Below are 15,779 nucleotides of genomic sequence, written 5' to 3'. Positions count from 1 at the left end.
ATTCCCCATGTCCAACAATGCAGCTATCGTAGAAATTTCTCAAGCGGCTAGCCAATTCCGCTCCTCAATCGTTCTGCAAGCCGACAACAAATATATCGATGTTAAGAGCATTCTTGGACTGTTTACGACGCTGGTAGGCGGACACGCTTACGAGCTTCATGTTCATGGTCCTGATGCGGAAGAAGCGAAAGCAAAGATGGCAGAAATTTTCGCAAAACATAACTTGAATGTAACGGTAATTAGCGAATAAGACCGATATGGTCACAAACAAAGCGTTTCTTCTTCTGAATAGAAGAAGCGCTTTTTTGTTTTGTCCTTGTGTATTAGCTCTTTTTCGTCTAATATAAAAGATATAGACGACGGCGGGTACACGCACAGGGGGGAAAACGATGTCTTCACCGGAAGTCACGGTTCAATTGCATGAAAAAGCGCTTCGTCTCCTAACGGAAGATGCGAGTAAAATAGAAAAACTTATCGAAGTTCAGATGGAGAACTTGACAACCCGTCAATGTCCGCTGTACGAGGAAGTTTTGGACACGCAAATGTATGGATTCTCGCGGGAGATTGACTTTGCTGTGCGCGCGGGATTGATCGCCGAGCAGAGCGGAAAAGAAATGTTAAGCCGATTGGAACGCAACTTGGCTCAGTTGTATGAAGCGTTAAATAATAAAGAGTAGACTCCGTTTGGAGCCTACTCTTTTTTTGTTTTCTCACACGAGGTAGAAGGCAACGCCAAGTATGACATAAACCATGAGAAGCAGGAAGCCTTCATACCAGTTGGTTGTTCCGTCTCGGGAAACGGACTTCGCGATAAAGACGGATACCCCAATGGCAGTTAATTCGATCGGAGTGAAAATAATATCCATCGTATTACCCATAAATACACTGATTAGAATCAGCACCGGAGCTACGAACAGCGCAATCTGCAAGCTGCTGCCGATGGCGATTTCGACGGCTGCGCCGATTTTGTTTTTGAGGGCCAGCATAACCGCTGCGCTATGTTCTGCCGCATTGCCGATAATCGCAATAACGAACGCACCAACAAACAACTCGGATAAACCGAATTTTTTGGTAAAGCTGTCTAGAGTATGTACGAGCCATTCGCTGACGAAAGCCACCATAACCGTCGCCACAATGAGCATAATCACGGATACGCCTTTCGACCACATAGGCTCCTCGCCATGATCGGCATTCATGACTTTATCCGCAAGAACATCTTTATGGGTGATCATCGAGAACACAAGCCACAGCAGATAAGAAACGATCAGAATACAGGCAACGGTGATGCTGAGGAAATGGTCCTTATTAAGCGTGAAATGCTCGGCGCCAACAAAGACAGCCGGTACAAATAAACCGATAACAGCCATAATCATCAGCGTTGCGTTATGCTCGGCCAATTGATTATTGAAAAATTGCTGTTTGAATTTAATGCCGCCAGCAAGAAGACTAAGTCCAAGGACGAGCAGCAGGTTGCCAATAATGGAACCGGTAATACTCGCTTTAACCGTATCAAATAAGCCTTCTTTAACGAGGAAGATCGCAATGATCAGCTCTGCCGCGTTGCCAAACGTTGCGTTGAGAAACCCGCCAAGCCTTTGTCCGGCGTAATGGGCGACACTTTCCGTCGCTTTGCCAAGAAAGCCCGCTACAAACACGACGGCGATAGCGGAAATGATAAATTGAAGCGTCATGTCCCAATGGGCGAAATGCCCGATGGCGCTCAAGGCAAACATGACAATTAATCCGCCGAAAAACAGTTTCTGTCTCATCAAATCCACCTCTTAAATAATATAGGTCTAAAAAACATTATTTATCATAACGAAAAAAGGCAACCATGTAAACTTTTCCAAGAAATATTGCATGGGTCTATTATAGATATACTTCCTTTCTTGCTTCAAATTGAGCCATCCAGTACAATGAAGTTATATGGCAAATTGAGGAGTGGAATAAAATGAACGAGGACCTTCAAACAGGCATTATCCGTATTTCAGACGATGTAGTGGCAACGATTGCAGGACTCGCTGCACTTGAGACTCCAGGCATTGCCGGAATGTCAGGCGGGATCTCCGAAGGACTGGCGAAGCGCCTTAGCGGTAAAAACGTGCAAAAAGGTGTATCCGTCGAGGTAGGTCAGCTGGAAGCGGCAATCGATCTTCGCATTATCGTTCATTATGGCATTCCGATTCAGGAGGTCTGCAGACAGTTGCAGCTGAATGTAAGAGAATCTGTTGAGAATATGACCGGTCTTAACGTTGTGGAAGTTAATGTGAAAGTAGAAGGCGTTGCATTCAAAGAAGAGGAAACGTCTGAAGAGCCGCAGCAGCGCTTGAAGTAGGATGCGGAGCTTACATAAAAAAGGCTGAACCGTTACTTTTAACGGGTTCAGCCTTTTTTAGTTTTCTTAATGGTGATGAGAACGTTTCGTGCGCTCTGGCTTGTCCTGCTTGTTGGCCTCCCGCGAGATGCTGAGAAGCACTCCGATACACATCAGACAGACTAGCAGGGAGGATCCCCCGTAACTGACAAACGGCAGCGTGACGCCGGTCAGCGGTATTGCGCCGGTTACGCCGCCTACATTAACGAAGGCCTGAATGCCGAATAGACCAACAATCCCGACTCCAACAATCGTCCCGTAGGGATCGGGGCAGCGAAGAGCAACGATAAGCGCCCGCCAGAGAAAGAGCAAGTAGAACAAGAGGAACAGGCTTGTACCGATAAATCCCAGCTCCTCGGCAATGACGGAAAAGATAAAGTCATTATAAGGGTAGTCCAAGTAATGCAGCTTTTGCACGCTTTCCCCGAAGCCAGCTCCCGTCAAACCTCCGTGTCCAAGTGCCTGCAGAGAAGAAACCAACTGGAAGCCGGAACCCTGCTGATCAGCAAGAGGATCTGAATAAGCGGTAAACCGGGCGATCCGGTATTCCCATCCTTTAGGATTGGTAGCCATCCCGATAGCCGCCAGAATAGCGACACCTATTGAGGCAACGCCGCCTGAAACGGCTACTTGTTTCAAGTTGGCGCCGCCCGCGATAATCATGATCATCGCGCAAGAGGCAAGCACCATGCAGGAACCTAAATCCGGCTGGGCCATAATAAGGCCGCAAATAACGGCGACGATAACCATAACCGGAACAAGTCCTTTCTTGAAATCACGGAACTTCTCGCCCTTCTTCGAGATTAGGGCTCCAAGGTATAGAATGATAGCAAGCTTAGCGGGCTCGGTCGGCTGAATGCCAAGAGAGCCTATTTGAAACCAGCTTCTTGCGCCATTCACGGGATCGGTAAACGGTACAACCATCAGCATAAGCAAGACGGGAATGAATAACAGTAGAAATCCCCGTTTAAAAATCTGGTAAGGGAGATTCATCAGGAAAAGCATAGAAAAGATGCCGAGAACCGCCCATGCCAGCTGCCGCTTCGTAAAGTAAAAGGCATCATTGTTGAACTTAGGATTTGTGAGGGCAAGGTTCGAGCTTGCGCTGAACACCATGACGAGTCCAAATCCAACAAGCAGCAGCGTTAAAATAAGGAGCAGAAAGTCCGGTCTGCCACGACTGCCATTCTGCTGTGTCTTCTTCATCGATTAGGCAAGCAGCTGTTTCAGCTTTTCAAGACGTTGATTCGCAATCGTCATGATTGGTTGCGGAACTGGCGATTCATATTCCATGCCGTGAGGGAAAGTCGCTTTTCCGATGTATACGTGTTCGATTGTAAGCACCGCATGAGGATTTTCCAACTTGCCTTCAACCGCACGAGTGTTGATGCGCAAGAAGTACTCCGATTTTGTTGCCTGATCTTCCAGCTTCAGATCGTATGTAGCGCGATAGTACTCCCACTGCCAACGTACAAATCCAAGCTGCTCGGCAGACTCGTCCAGATGAGCCAGATCGCTTTGAAGGCCGTTAAGACCCGAGTTTTCAATAATCATCGTTATTTCCTCCTATAGTTGCTTGTAAAATGTAAGGTTTAGGCTGGCAAAGCCGAGTTTTGCGCAAGCGCGCAAAAACTCATTTGTACATCTTTTCCCATGATAGTATGTTTCCCCAGTCAGCGCAAGACTTACTCTCGGCTACAGCCATGCTTTCTCTTTGCCGCGCCGCGCCGTTCTGTTAGAATAGATGGAAATAGGAGGTGTGCCCTTTGAAGACTAGTGGCTATATTAAAGAGCAGCTGCAGCGGCTTTATCCGGAAATGGTCCGGTGGCGCAGACATCTCCACCAGAATCCGGAGCTGTCTTTCCAGGAGGTACATACTTCCCGCTGGATCGCAGAGCAGCTGAAAGCTTTCGGCTGCGAGGTGCGCGAAGGCGTTGGCGGACATGGCCTGCTGGTTACGATAAAAGGGGAATTGCCGGGGCCTGTCATAGCTCTTCGCGCGGATATCGACGCACTTCCGATTCAGGATGAGAAGGAATGCGACTACCGGTCCAAGGTTCCCGGCGTGATGCATGCCTGCGGCCATGACGGACACACGTCGGCGCTGCTTGCCGTGGCTAGTTACTACCAGCAGCATAAGGCTGAGTTGGCCGGCGAGCGCCGGTTAATATTCCAGCCTGCGGAAGAGCAGACTCCGGGCGGAGCGATCCGCATGATTGAAGAAGGGGCATTGGACGGTGTAGACGCCATATACGGGGTTCACTTGTGGTCGCCGATTCCGTATGGTCAGACTGCCGCTAAGCCGGGACCTTTTATGGCTGCCGCAGACGAATTTACATTGGAAATTATCGGACTTGGCGGGCATGGCGGCATGCCGCATAAGACGGTCGATACAATCGTGATTGGCTCGGCTCTTGTGCAGGCCGTTCAATCCATTGTTGGCCGCAACGTTGATCCGTTGAAGCCTGCGGTTGTAACAATTGGCTCATTCCAGGCCGGAACGACCAATAATGTCATTGCAGAGCGCTGCGCGATGAAAGGGACGGTCCGTACGTTTGACGAGGAATCCCGAAAGCTTACGCATGAAAGGCTTGAGCAGCTAATTAAGCATACCTGCAGCATGTACGGGGCGAAATACGATTACCAAATGCGTATCGGCTATCCGCCCGTCGTGAATGACGAGCAGGAAGCGGACCGTTTCTTCCGGGTATCCGGAGAGCTGTTTGGAGCCGAGAATACCCTTCGTTCCGAGGCGATGATGGTTGCAGAGGACTTCTCGTATTATTTGGAGAAGGTGCCGGGTTGCTTTATGTTTGTGGGAGCGGGCAACGAAGAGACGGGAGTCGTCTATGCCCATCACCATCCGCGATTTGATATCGATGAGCGGGCCATGGTTCACTCCGCCCTGCTGCTTATTCAGATGGCGGAAGATTTTGCGGCGGAATGACATTACTTCAGGCGGGATATCCTAAACAGGGATATAATCAGACCTAGGAGGTTTCTGCCTTGAACAAATCGATCAAAGAGGTTATGTCCTCGCCTTGTATCACGGCAACTTTAAAGGACAATTTGTACGAGCTTGCCGTCTTAATGAAAAAGCATGATTTCGGATTTATTCCTATTGTAGAGGGAACAAAACTGATTGGCGCTGTAACCGATAGGGACCTTGTCGTTCGGGGATACGCGGAGAAGCATTCCGGCTCCACGGCAGTGGAGACCGTTATGACAACCGATCTGCTAACCATTACGCCAGATACGAAGATGGATGAAGCAGCGGAATTAATGGCGAAGCATAAAATACGCCGTCTTCCTGTCGTTGAGAACGGTCAATTGGTAGGTGTTGTTGCGATTGGCGATCTCGCTATTCGCGACGCCTTCATTCACGAAGCCGGAGCGGCGCTTAATGAAATATCGGAGCATGTACATTAAATGAATAAACGGGATTCTTTCGGGTGCGGCACCTCGAAGGAGTCCCGTTTTTCGTATAAAAAACTGGATATTTTTGCATACTGGGAGGTGAATGCTTACCGCTATAACCATGGGGGGAGAAGATATGTTGGAACGTCAGGATGGGCCGTTAATCATTCAGTCGGATATGACCGTGCTGCTCGATTATGAGCATCCATTGTCGGCGGAAGCGCGCAGGGAGCTGATTCTGTTCGCCGAGCTCGTGAAACGTCCGGGAAATTGGCATACGTATAAAATGTCCTCTTTATCTTTATGGAATGCCGCATCGACAGGCATGGACGCAGCCTCGGTAATCGAATCCTTAAAAAAATATGCCAGATATGGCCTCCCGGGCGTATTGGAGACGAATATCCGCACATTGATGGGGCGGTACGGCAAGCTGCGTCTTGAATTAAATGAAAGCCGTCTCCTGCTCTTCGGGGATAATGATTTGCTGCAAGAACTAGCAGGGCATTCAGTCATTGCGGAGTGTCTAAAGGAACGCGGAAAAAACGGCTCTTGGGAGGTGAATCCCGAATACAGGGGCCAGCTAAAGCAGGAGTTAATCCGGCTTGGTTTTCCTGTGATCGATTTGGCCGGTTATCATACGGGGGAAGCTTTGTCCGTGTCGCTTAGACCTGTAACGCAAAGCGGCAAAGCCTTCGGATTGAGGGACTATCAGCGGCAGGCGGTTGACCTTTTTTATAAAGAAGGAACGATTCAAGGCGGCAGCGGCGTTATTGTTCTGCCGTGCGGAGCGGGCAAAACCATTGTGGGCATCGCGGCATTGGCAAGGCTGAACAGCGCTACGCTTATTCTTACCTCCAATGCGACCAGCGTACAACAATGGAAAGAGGAGCTGCTGGACAAGACGACCCTTCAGCCTTCGGAGGTAGGCGAATACACGGGGGCTTCGAAGGAGGTCCGCCCCGTCACGATTGCAACGTATCAGATTCTGACCCACCGCAAGTCGAAAAAAGATTCGTTTCGCCATATGAAGCTGTTTTCGGAGCGGGACTGGGGACTCATCATATACGACGAAGTGCATTTGCTGCCTGCCCCGGTATTCCGCATGACAGCCGATATCCAGGCGACCAGAAGGCTTGGGCTGACGGCAACGCTGGTTCGGGAGGACGGCTGTGAAGAGGATGTTTTCTCCCTGATTGGGCCGAAGCAGTTCGAGCTGCAATGGAAAACCGTCGAATCGGAGGGGCATATCGCATCCGTCAAATGCACGGAAATCCGCGTGCCGATGGATCAAGGCATATCCGAGCTGTACCATTCCGCAGAGAAACGCTCGCGGCTGCGTCTTGCAGCGGAGAACCCGGGCAAAGTTCCGGTTGTTCGCCAGCTTCTGGAGCGGCATGAGGGAACGCCGACTCTTATCATCGGGCAGTATCTCGATCAGCTTCATTCCATTGCGGATTCTCTTCAGGTCCCCGTCATTACCGGGGAATTGCCGCAGCATGAGCGCCAAAGCTTGTATGAGCAATTCAAGACGGGAAATGTCCCCGTTCTGGCGGTGTCAAAGGTGGCGAATTTTGCGGTTGACCTTCCGGATGCGGCCGTAGCCATACAAATCTCGGGAAGCTATGGTTCTAGGCAGGAGGAAGCGCAGCGGATTGGCCGTATTCTAAGGCCGAAGGAAGGCCGAAACGAAGCCTGGTTCTATACCATTGTGACCGATGACACCAGCGAAACGGAATATGCGGCAAGGCGGCAGATGTTTCTGGTCGAGCAAGGCTACCAATATGAACTAGAAAAACATTAGCTCTATGAGGGAAGGGAGGTAATTCTTCATGTTTGTACAACAATGGTCGGAGAAGCTGGCAAACGATGCGAAGCAGCAATTCATGAAGTCTCCCTTGTGGTTTGAAGCAAGAGAGCGCGGATTAAACTGGGAGGAAGCCGTGACCAACAGGGGCTCCATTCAAGCAGCGGTGGACCGGATGGATGATGCAAGCTTTGCCGTTTTGCGGGCGTTTTATAGCTGCTTTGGAGCCGGTCCAGTCTCGGAGGAACGGCTTTTTTCATTGCGGGAGGGATTGTCGGGAGCCGAATTCCGGTACGGGCTGATTCAGCTGCAGAACGCCGGCATTGTGTTTGCTCTTCGTCAAGGCTGGGGAGAGCGGCTGTATGCGATGCCAAGTGATTGCTTTATGCTGTGGCATCCCTATTTGTTTCCGCTTGGCCATCTGCCTGCGGCAGATACGACAAGCGGCTTATGGGAGCAACGGAAAGAGGATATGGCCGGCAAGCCTTTTGGAAGGCAGCTGCTGGCCGTTTGGGCTGAGCTTGCCCTAAGCGGCCTTGGCCTGACGGCAAAAGGAGTTCTGCCGAAGAAAACAACCGCAAAGCTTATGCAAGCTGTTTCGATTACGGATTCGGGTCTTCTTCAGTCCGGCTGGCAGCAGGAGGAAAGCGATCCTTACGGCCCTGCGGTTTCCTTTGTACTGACGCTTAGCAGGCAGTTAGGCGTACTCGCTCACGAAGGGAAGCGGTTAAGGTGGAAGGAAGAAACGCTTGCTGCTTGGTTCTCGGAAGGGGGGCATATGCGGGAGGCCTTATTATTTCAAGTGTGCCTCGTTGAGCTTCTGGAGAAAAAGCCTGCGATGTGGCATGTCATGGCGCTTTTGACGCGGCTTGAGCCGGGGACCTGGTATTCGGAAGCCGTTATTGCAGACCAGTTTCCGATGCTTGAAATAAACAACTTGGAGTGGGACCAGAGCCGCGGCGCCTGCTTGGATTTGCTGCGCAGCTTCGGATGGATGGAGCTTGCGCGAGCAGGCGGAAGCAGAATGTTCCGGTGGACCATGATACCGCTTCTCTTGCATGTAGAGCAACGTCCGGCACTCACGCCTGAGCCTGTTATGGTGGAACCTAACGGCGATTTGCTTGTTCCTCCAGGCTGCCCGTACCGTATCCGTTGGGAGCTGGAGCTTGTGGCAGACAGAAGAACCGATGATCAGCTATCCGTTTGGCAATTAACGCGTGGTTCAATGGAACGGGCGATTACTCACGGACGAAGTGCTGCTTCGGTTATAGCCTTTTTGCAAGCGGCTTCCGGCAGAGTGCCAATCTCGCCACTGTTGGAAACCAGTCTTATGGACTGGGAAAAACAGGCGGAAGGGGATATAAAGCCTCCGGAAGAAGCGTATCCCGAATTGCCGCTTGAACTTCAATCAGAACAAGGCGGGTTCCCGCTTCGTTGTTCCGGACGGGCATTTGCGGGCTGCGAGCTGATGAATCATGAGGATTTCAGGATAGAGCGGTTTCTGCCCGAGCTTGAACGGGTACCTATAAATTGGATGCAGCAGTTAAGGTCCTATCATCACTCCACGCGCCTTGAGATTCTGGAAAGGGCTTTGAGCTGGCAGGCCCCGGTTCAATTAAGGATGAATGAGGACGTTGTGGCATTTGTCCCTGCGAGGCTGGAAAAGAGCGGGAGCGGCTGGGCTGTCACCGGCCTGTTGCGTGAACCGGAGGCATGCCGCGAGGTATGCTTGACTCCGGAAATGTGGGAAGGGATGAAGCTGGTTGCGCCGGGAGTGAGTGGATTTGTGTAAAATTGTATCTATTCATTGAATGAATATGATATGATAGATGCTAAGCAAGTGTAAAAGAAAAGAGGGTGAACAAATGCCAACGACCACAGTTCTGCCCTACGATGGTGCAAGCGGCGTTTCTTCGCTGGATATGGCGTCGCTGTTGATGTGCGCTTACGAGCTGGGCGATTTTATTAACCAATCGGCCGAGGTAGCCGATTATCTATATTGGAAAGAAGCTGTACAGGAAGACGAGCAGGTGAAGGTGCTGACCAAGCAATTCGCCAAGGCGAAAGAGCTGTTCGCGGAATGCGAGCGGTTCGGCAGATTCCATCCGGATTATCATGCAGCTAAGGATAAAGTGAAGCAAATCGAGCGGGAGCTGGACCAGATTGAAGCGGTTAAGCGGTTCAAGACGGCTGAGCAGCTTGTAGATACGATGTTGTATGACGTATCCCGCATGATTGCGGAATCGGTATCCGATACGATTAAGGTGCCGAGCAATGAAGGGAAAACGGGCGGCTGCGGAGGCGGCGGATCCTGCAGCTGCGGTAGCGGCGGCTGCGGATAGACCTTTGCTTGATTCGACTCGACGGAGGGAATAGATGTTGTTACCGGAACGGACAGGTTATATCATATGGGTGAGCGATCTGAAAGCGGCCAGAACGCTGGAAAAGTACGGAACCGTTCATTATATGTCGCGCAAGATGCATTATGTCGTGATGTATATGAACGCAGAGCGCGCGGAGGAAGCGGTAAAGACAATAAGCCGTCTGCCGTTCGTGCGCAAGGTTGAACGATCTTACCGCAACGAATTAAAGACAGAATATACAAAAGATGCCGAGGATAAGACCAGATTCTACAGCATGTAGAACTAGAATTTCATAAGCATGAACATTTATGAAATTCAAGCAGGGAAGTTAATTATAATTAAATAAAATTGCGGGAAGATCGCTGGTACACAGAGAGACCATTGTACGGCGATCTTCTTTCTTTTATATTGTTTTACAAATAATTACATTTATGGGCTGAGTTTATTTTAATGTTGAAATCTCGGACAATCATGGTTAAAATATCCTTATACATAAAAGTGGTAAAAAAGACCTGGTTCCCAAGGTGGAGGTGTGGTGGCGATGAAGGACAAAACGACTAGAAGATGGAGCACTTATGAAACCTTTTATATCGAATTGGGCGATAAGAAAGTGGCGGACATCGTTATTACAAACCATGCCAGGATCCGGTGGGTGGATCGGGTTGAAAGTGAGAAGACGGGCTACGAGGATATTGCCGAATTCTTATGGGAATGCCTGAAGCAAGGACGAATTGAGCCTTATTACCGGAATGAAGAGGATGTTTACCTGATTGACGACGATCTGGTGTTTGTTGCCGAATTTGCCCCATCGGAATCAGACATTGATCTTCTTGGCAACCCGCTGCACAAGATGATTGTGGTAACCTTTTTAGGACGTATGTCGGAGACGATCGAACTGCGGGATTTGAAATCATATTATTCATGGCTTCGTCACTCCAGAAGAATGACTTTGGTGAAAAACAGCCGAAAAAGGAAATAATCGAAGAACGCGCCGGGCGCAGCATCCTATTCGAAGGGTGCTGCGCTTTTTTGCTTGTTTTTGTAGTATAATACCGCTAAGAAGAGAGGATGGTCGGACAGATGGCGCTTAATTTTCATCAATTGCATATTTTTTATACGGTAGCGGAACGGGGCAGCTTCTCTGCCGCCGCTCAGTCGCTGCATATGACTCAGCCGGCCGTGACCATGCAGGTGCAATCGCTGGAGGACTATTTCGGGACAAAGCTGCTGCAGCGGTCTACCAAACGGATCGACTTGACTGAGGCGGGAAAGGCGCTGATGCCATATGCCAGGAGAAGCATCGAGCTGATCCGCGATACCGACCAGGCGATGTCGGCCTTTACCAAGCAGCTCAAGGGCAGACTCCAGCTTGGGGCCAGCCTGACGATTGGAGAATATATTTTGCCGCGTTTGCTGGGTCCGTTCGGACAAACGTTCCCGGAAATCGCGATTAGCATGAAGGTGATGAACACCGCTCAAATCATCGAAGAAATTTTGAACCATCAGCTGACATTCGGATTAATCGAAGCCCCGGTTAATCATCCGGACATGCAGATGGAAGCGGTAATGAGCGATGAGCTCAAGCTGATCGTTCCGAAGGATCATCCGCTGTCGAAACGTCCGACGGTTATGCTAGATGAAGTGGCGGAATATCCGTTTGTCGTCCGCGAACAGGGCTCCGGAACCAGGCTGGTCATGGAGGAGCAGCTGAAACGGAAAAAAATCGATCCTGCCGACCTGAAGATTGTGATGGAGCTGGGAAGCACGGGCGCGGTCAAGTCGGCCGTAGAAGCCGGACTTGGCGTCTCGTTTATTTCCGAATCGTCGGTGAAACACGAGGTAGCGCTGGGTCTTCTTCATGTGGTGCCAATCGAGGACGCCCGGTTCAAACGGCAGTTTTATTCGATTTATTTGAAATCAACCCTTCTGCCGATATCGGCGGTTACGTTCCTCACTTTTTTAAGAGAGAAGGATTTGCAGCAATGGTTGTAGGAAAAGCGGATTTGCACAATCATACGACCGCCTCGGACGGAACGCTGTCGCCTGCCGCTGTTGTTGCCCGCGCGAAGGCGGCGGGGCTAACCGCCGTTGCGATTACCGATCATGACACGATGGCAGGCGTGGAAGAAGCGCTTGAAGCGGGGCAAAAGCTGGGGATTACCGTGGTGCCGGGAGTAGAGCTTAGCACCGTTGCCGATGGGCGGGACATTCATATGCTGGCCTATTACCCGGACTGGCGCAACGAGCTTTGGCAGGAACGCCTAGCCGGGCTGCGGGCGACACGCGGTACGCGGAATGAGATGATTGTGGAACGGTTAGTCCAGCTCGGGATTCCCGTTACGATGCAAGAGGTCGGGCAAATTGCCGCCGAGCAGTCGCTGGCCGGAGGCGGTAAAGGCAAAGGGAAAACGATTGGCCGGCCGCATATTGCGGAGCTTTTGATCCGAAAAGGCGCCGTTGCCACGATGCAAGAGGCATTTGACCGGTATTTGGGTGAAGGCGGCGCCGCATACGTGAATCCTCCGCGTCTCCACCCGTTTGAGGCCATCGAATGGATTCGCGAAGCGGAAGGAATCAGCGTAATTGCTCATCCGGGCTTGTATGGACGGGATGATCTGGTCGAGCAGCTGATCGGGAAGGGCGTTCAAGGGATCGAGGTTTTCCATTCCGACCATGGACCGGAAGAAGAACAGCGTTACACGGAGCTCGCAAGGAAACACGGACTGATTATGACCGGAGGCTCAGATTTCCACGGGGAGCGTCAAGGCGAGGTATTCCATGGCGAGATTGGCAGCAGAAGCGTTAATGCCGAGGTGCTGAACCAGCTTCGCAAGGATAGATAGATTGTCACGAAAAATAGCGATGAAGGGGAGAGATCCCTGCACCGCTATTTTTTTTGTATCTGCCGGTTAATTTACGATTCTTTTTGCGTAAACCAGCGAAGATGCAAACCATGTGCCTTCCATTTTCTCGTAAGTTACCTTACCTCGTCCACCGCCGCATTGGAGGACATAATGCTTGCCGTTCACGACGCCGGCGTAAATGCCGACGTGACCGCCGCCGCCGCTTGTAGAACGATTTAACGTTCCGTCACCAGGGTCAGCCGAGTTTTTGAAGAACAGCAGATCTCCGACCTTCAGGTTCTTATATTTATTTTTGGAATCAATGATAACTTGCTTGCCGACACTGCTGCTATAACGCTGAGTGCGGGAAGCGCTGGAGAAATTGATTCCAAGAGTGGTTTTGTACACCCAGGAAGTAAAGTTCGAGCAGTCAAACCCGTAACCGGCTTTCTGCGTGCCGTAGCGCCATTTTACGCCAAGCTGGGTTTTGCCTTTTGTAATCAATTTGCTAAGCTGCGAGCTTTGGGTAGAAGTTGCCGCTGCGGCTTTAGGAGTGGTTACTCCGAATGCAGGGGCTTGTACAGCTCCGGTTAAAGCAATAACGCCTGCCAGAGTGATGATCCCTTTTTTGAAAATCCCTTTTTTATTCATGTATGAGTTCCTCCCTGTCTGGTTTTGTGCTTGAAAGCGTATTAGCTGCCAGTACAAGTTTTGTTTGGCTCCTTAATACTAAAGACTTTCTACCGGGGTAGTCAGCCGATAAAAGTTACCAATTTCATAGGCAAGGGATAAAATAAATATTTTTTTATAAATCCTTAATTGTCCTTTAAAACAAAAAATGCTAAAAAGTATAAAAATAATTGTTTAAACATAAAGAAATAAGAATATAAACAAATGAAATTCAACTGTTTTTATGTATTTACGCATGAGAAGGGAAAATAAGGTTAGCGAATCCCGAGCGCTGGGGCGTTATTCCAAATCGGGTTTAACGGTCGACTAATGCTCGTTAAAGTTTTCTAATTTAGGATTAAGAGAGAAAAATGCAAAAAAAGCAGCCCGCCTCAGGTTGAGGACGGACTGCTTTTTGCTTAATTCACGCTGCGGGATGGCATGGCTTTGATTCGCTGCTCATCGGGCGTAATAAACAAGGTCTTCTGGTGGTCATAGATCACAAAGCCCGGTTTAGCTCCGCTTGGCTTGCGGACATGGCGGATAAACGTATAATCCACGGGGATCAGGCTTGATTCCCGTGCTTGGCTGTAATAGCCGGACAGCATAGCCGCTTCCTCCAAGGTGGCATCCCCAAAGTCGCCTCCGCGGATCACGACATGGGAGCCCGGAATATCCTTCGTATGAAGCCATACATCCGAAGGGGAAGCGAGCCGGTTCGTTAAGTATTCGTTCTGCGTATTGTTCTTTCCGACATAGATGCTGACGCCTTCGGAGGAGGTGTAGCAAATCAAGGTCGGACGCGCCGGCTTTTTCCGTTTCGGTCCGCGTTTCACTCTGCTGCGAAGATAACCTTGCTCCACAAGCTCATCCCTGATCTCTTCGATATCGGCGAGCGAAGCATTATCCAATTGCTGCAGCAGCGTTTCCATATAGGATATCTCGCCTTGTGCGATCGCCATTTGCTCTTCGACGACGGCAATGCTGTTCTTCTGCTTCGTATATTTGCGGAAATACCGCTGCGCATTGTCCGACGGCGTAAGCTGCGGATCCAGCTCAATCGTAACCGTTGCCTGCTCTTCGTCATAGAAGTTAATGAGCTCGACGGATGTGTCTCCGCGGTTGATCTGATGCATGTAGGCAGTGAGCAGCTCGCCCAGCACGCGGTATTTATCCGCGTCTTGCGCTTCCTCGACCGTTTCCTTCAGCTTCTCGATCTTCTTCTCGTTCTTGACCTTCTCGTTCTGAACGAACCGAATGAGGTCCAAAGCCCGCTGCTTGACCGTATCCCGTTCCGCTTTATCGCCATAGAAGGCTTCCAGGCATTCGCTGATTGAACCAAAAAGCTCGGAAGAGCCTTGCACATGGGTCAGCGGAGTTATGGAGAAGTAGGATTTGCCATTGGAATCCACCGCTATGGTTGGCGCGTAGACATGTGCCCGGACATCGCTCAAAAGCGCCTGGAAGCTGTTCCAGAGGCTGCTGCTTTCGTTCTCCGCGCGGAATACGATCTCTTTGGCGAGCAGAGGGCTAAGTCCGCTAAACGCCTGAACAAGCTGCCGCTGGGGCGGCAGGCTTTCATTGCCGTCATCCGCATGCTGCCCGAGCGCGGCCAGAAAATCCTTTTCGCTTGCAATGGCAAGCGGATCGGTCTTCCCTTGATCGGGCGGGGCGGTGTATTTGCTGCCCGGCATAACAATCCGGTATGTACTGATGGCCGGCGTGACGTGGTGGATGCCGTCATGAATCGTCCCGGTTGCGGGATCCAGCAAAATAATGTTGCTGTGCCGTCCCATAATTTCGATAACGATCGTCTTGAGCGAAATATCGCCAAGCTCATCGCGGTGCCGGACGTCGATATGAATAATCCGTTCCCGTCCGATTTGCTTCACTGCTTCAATGGTTGCGCCTTCGCAATATTTGCGCATCAGCATGCAGAACATCGGTGCTTCCAGCGGATTGACGTAAGAAGCATTCGTCCAATGAACGCGCGGATACGTCGGATTGGCGGACAAGAGCAGCTTGCCCTGCGCCCCGGCGCCGCGGATGCTGAATACGAGATCATTGTCCGTCGGCTGGTGGATTTTATGAATGCGAGCGCCTATGCAGCGCTGAAGCTCTTCAACTACTGCGTGAATAACAATGCCGTCTAAGGCCATGAGGGTTGTATCTCCTTTATCAATGTCTTTCTCTATCATGCCATAGTTAAACCAAAAACTTAAGTCTTTTAAGTGGGATATTTTGCAGTTTGTCCGAATACATTTAGGCTTGAGAGGCTGTCCGAGAGCGCTCGGCATATACGGGAGGG

At 50.5% G+C, this 15,779-nt stretch carries 17 protein-coding genes; 12 read left to right on the top strand and 5 right to left on the bottom strand.

Annotated elements, in window-relative coordinates; genetic code table 11:
* Nucleotides 1–7: 7 nt before the first annotated feature.
* Both WFK81_RS10010 and WFK81_RS10005 read left to right on the top strand, forming a co-directional pair.
* Nucleotides 8–250, top strand: coding sequence for an HPr family phosphocarrier protein (locus WFK81_RS10010; RefSeq protein ID WP_127493482.1), 243 nt, complete (start codon nt 8–10; stop codon nt 248–250).
* Nucleotides 251–389: 139 nt separating this feature from the next.
* Nucleotides 390–677, top strand: a complete 288-nt coding sequence (locus WFK81_RS10005) for a YlaN family protein (protein ID WP_127493480.1) — start codon at nt 390–392, stop codon at nt 675–677.
* Between the two features lie 33 nt (nt 678–710).
* On the opposite strand, the gene cax is transcribed toward WFK81_RS10005, so the two are convergent.
* Entirely contained in the window at nt 711–1,769 is a 1,059-nt protein-coding gene (cax, locus tag WFK81_RS10000) for a calcium/proton exchanger (protein ID WP_336786252.1), read from the bottom strand.
* A gap of 182 nt (nt 1,770–1,951) precedes the next feature.
* Between cax and WFK81_RS09995 the strand changes: the two genes are divergently transcribed.
* Complete coding sequence (locus WFK81_RS09995) at nt 1,952–2,335, top strand: Asp23/Gls24 family envelope stress response protein (RefSeq protein ID WP_132306115.1); 384 nt, start codon at nt 1,952–1,954, stop codon at nt 2,333–2,335.
* A gap of 66 nt (nt 2,336–2,401) precedes the next feature.
* Here WFK81_RS09995 and ftsW read toward each other — a convergent pair whose 3' ends face one another.
* Nucleotides 2,402–3,580, bottom strand: a complete 1,179-nt coding sequence (ftsW, locus tag WFK81_RS09990; protein WP_336786251.1) for a putative lipid II flippase FtsW — start codon at nt 3,578–3,580, stop codon at nt 2,402–2,404.
* Nucleotides 3,581–3,583: 3 nt separating this feature from the next.
* The gene (locus tag WFK81_RS09985) at nt 3,584–3,928 is read right to left on the bottom strand and encodes a YugN family protein (protein ID WP_336786250.1); all 345 of its coding nucleotides are present in this window, start codon (nt 3,926–3,928) and stop codon (nt 3,584–3,586) included.
* Nucleotides 3,929–4,140: 212 nt separating this feature from the next.
* Here WFK81_RS09985 and WFK81_RS09980 point away from each other — a divergent pair, with 212 nt between their 5' ends.
* From WFK81_RS09980 to WFK81_RS09940, 9 genes are all read left to right on the top strand, one after another.
* On the top strand, nt 4,141–5,322 hold the full coding sequence (locus WFK81_RS09980) for a M20 metallopeptidase family protein (RefSeq protein ID WP_336786249.1): 1,182 nt from the start codon (nt 4,141–4,143) through the stop codon (nt 5,320–5,322).
* Between the two features lie 59 nt (nt 5,323–5,381).
* Nucleotides 5,382–5,804 carry a CBS domain-containing protein gene (locus tag WFK81_RS09975; protein WP_336786248.1) on the top strand — a complete coding sequence of 141 codons (423 nt, stop codon included), beginning with the start codon at nt 5,382–5,384 and terminating at the stop codon, nt 5,802–5,804.
* A 124-nt stretch (nt 5,805–5,928) separates the two neighbouring features.
* Nucleotides 5,929–7,593 carry a DNA repair helicase XPB gene (locus WFK81_RS09970; RefSeq protein WP_336786247.1) on the top strand — a complete coding sequence of 555 codons (1,665 nt, stop codon included), beginning with the start codon at nt 5,929–5,931 and terminating at the stop codon, nt 7,591–7,593.
* A 28-nt stretch (nt 7,594–7,621) separates the two neighbouring features.
* The gene (locus WFK81_RS09965) at nt 7,622–9,388 is read left to right on the top strand and encodes a helicase-associated domain-containing protein (RefSeq protein WP_336786246.1); all 1,767 of its coding nucleotides are present in this window, start codon (nt 7,622–7,624) and stop codon (nt 9,386–9,388) included.
* Between the two features lie 73 nt (nt 9,389–9,461).
* Nucleotides 9,462–9,938: a YlbF family regulator gene (locus WFK81_RS09960; RefSeq protein ID WP_336786245.1), complete on the top strand. Its 477-nt coding sequence runs from the start codon at nt 9,462–9,464 to the stop codon at nt 9,936–9,938.
* Nucleotides 9,939–9,975: 37 nt separating this feature from the next.
* Nucleotides 9,976–10,239 (top strand): YlbG family protein, encoded by a 264-nt coding sequence (locus WFK81_RS09955; protein ID WP_336786464.1) that lies wholly within the window; start codon nt 9,976–9,978, stop codon nt 10,237–10,239.
* A gap of 261 nt (nt 10,240–10,500) precedes the next feature.
* On the top strand, nt 10,501–10,938 hold the full coding sequence (locus WFK81_RS09950; protein WP_336786244.1) for a hypothetical protein: 438 nt from the start codon (nt 10,501–10,503) through the stop codon (nt 10,936–10,938).
* A gap of 101 nt (nt 10,939–11,039) precedes the next feature.
* Nucleotides 11,040–11,951, top strand: coding sequence for a selenium metabolism-associated LysR family transcriptional regulator (locus WFK81_RS09945; RefSeq protein ID WP_336786243.1), 912 nt, complete (start codon nt 11,040–11,042; stop codon nt 11,949–11,951).
* Complete coding sequence (locus WFK81_RS09940; protein WP_336786242.1) at nt 11,942–12,802, top strand: PHP domain-containing protein; 861 nt, start codon at nt 11,942–11,944, stop codon at nt 12,800–12,802. Before WFK81_RS09945 ends, WFK81_RS09940 begins: the two co-directional genes overlap by 10 nt.
* A 66-nt stretch (nt 12,803–12,868) precedes the next feature.
* Here the strand turns inward: WFK81_RS09940 and WFK81_RS09935 are convergent, their stop codons facing one another.
* Both WFK81_RS09935 and WFK81_RS09930 read right to left on the bottom strand, forming a co-directional pair.
* A complete protein-coding gene (locus WFK81_RS09935) occupies nt 12,869–13,453 on the bottom strand; it encodes a C40 family peptidase (RefSeq protein ID WP_336786241.1) in 585 nt (194 codons plus the stop codon).
* 437 nt (nt 13,454–13,890) lie between these two features.
* Entirely contained in the window at nt 13,891–15,630 is a 1,740-nt protein-coding gene (locus WFK81_RS09930) for an Rqc2 family fibronectin-binding protein (protein WP_336786240.1), read from the bottom strand.
* Between the last annotated feature and the right edge of the window lie 149 nt (nt 15,631–15,779).

Origin of the sequence: Paenibacillus sp. MMO-177 (assembly GCF_037147795.1) — a bacterium.
Lineage (GTDB): Bacteria > Bacillota > Bacilli > Paenibacillales > Paenibacillaceae > Pristimantibacillus.
The sequence above is the reverse complement of the archived record's forward strand: the minus strand, read 5'-3'. Positions and strand labels throughout refer to the sequence as shown.

What these genes read in the sequence shown, in the direction of transcription:
- cax (WP_336786252.1), bottom strand. Translation starts at nt 1,769, where the DNA reads ATGAGACAGAAACTGTTTTTCGGCGGATTAATTGTCATGTTTGCCTTG.
- WFK81_RS10010 (WP_127493482.1), top strand. Translation starts at nt 8, where the DNA reads ATGTCCAACAATGCAGCTATCGTAGAAATTTCTCAAGCGGCTAGCCAA.
- WFK81_RS09985 (WP_336786250.1), bottom strand. Translation starts at nt 3,928, where the DNA reads ATGATTATTGAAAACTCGGGTCTTAACGGCCTTCAAAGCGATCTGGCT.
- WFK81_RS09930 (WP_336786240.1), bottom strand. Translation starts at nt 15,630, where the DNA reads ATGGCCTTAGACGGCATTGTTATTCACGCAGTAGTTGAAGAGCTTCAG.
- WFK81_RS09940 (WP_336786242.1), top strand. Translation starts at nt 11,942, where the DNA reads ATGGTTGTAGGAAAAGCGGATTTGCACAATCATACGACCGCCTCGGAC.
- WFK81_RS09935 (WP_336786241.1), bottom strand. Translation starts at nt 13,453, where the DNA reads ATGAATAAAAAAGGGATTTTCAAAAAAGGGATCATCACTCTGGCAGGC.
- WFK81_RS09960 (WP_336786245.1), top strand. Translation starts at nt 9,462, where the DNA reads ATGCCAACGACCACAGTTCTGCCCTACGATGGTGCAAGCGGCGTTTCT.
- WFK81_RS10005 (WP_127493480.1), top strand. Translation starts at nt 390, where the DNA reads ATGTCTTCACCGGAAGTCACGGTTCAATTGCATGAAAAAGCGCTTCGT.
- WFK81_RS09970 (WP_336786247.1), top strand. Translation starts at nt 5,929, where the DNA reads ATGTTGGAACGTCAGGATGGGCCGTTAATCATTCAGTCGGATATGACC.
- WFK81_RS09995 (WP_132306115.1), top strand. Translation starts at nt 1,952, where the DNA reads ATGAACGAGGACCTTCAAACAGGCATTATCCGTATTTCAGACGATGTA.
- WFK81_RS09945 (WP_336786243.1), top strand. Translation starts at nt 11,040, where the DNA reads ATGGCGCTTAATTTTCATCAATTGCATATTTTTTATACGGTAGCGGAA.
- WFK81_RS09965 (WP_336786246.1), top strand. Translation starts at nt 7,622, where the DNA reads ATGTTTGTACAACAATGGTCGGAGAAGCTGGCAAACGATGCGAAGCAG.
- ftsW (WP_336786251.1), bottom strand. Translation starts at nt 3,580, where the DNA reads ATGAAGAAGACACAGCAGAATGGCAGTCGTGGCAGACCGGACTTTCTG.
- WFK81_RS09950 (WP_336786244.1), top strand. Translation starts at nt 10,501, where the DNA reads ATGAAGGACAAAACGACTAGAAGATGGAGCACTTATGAAACCTTTTAT.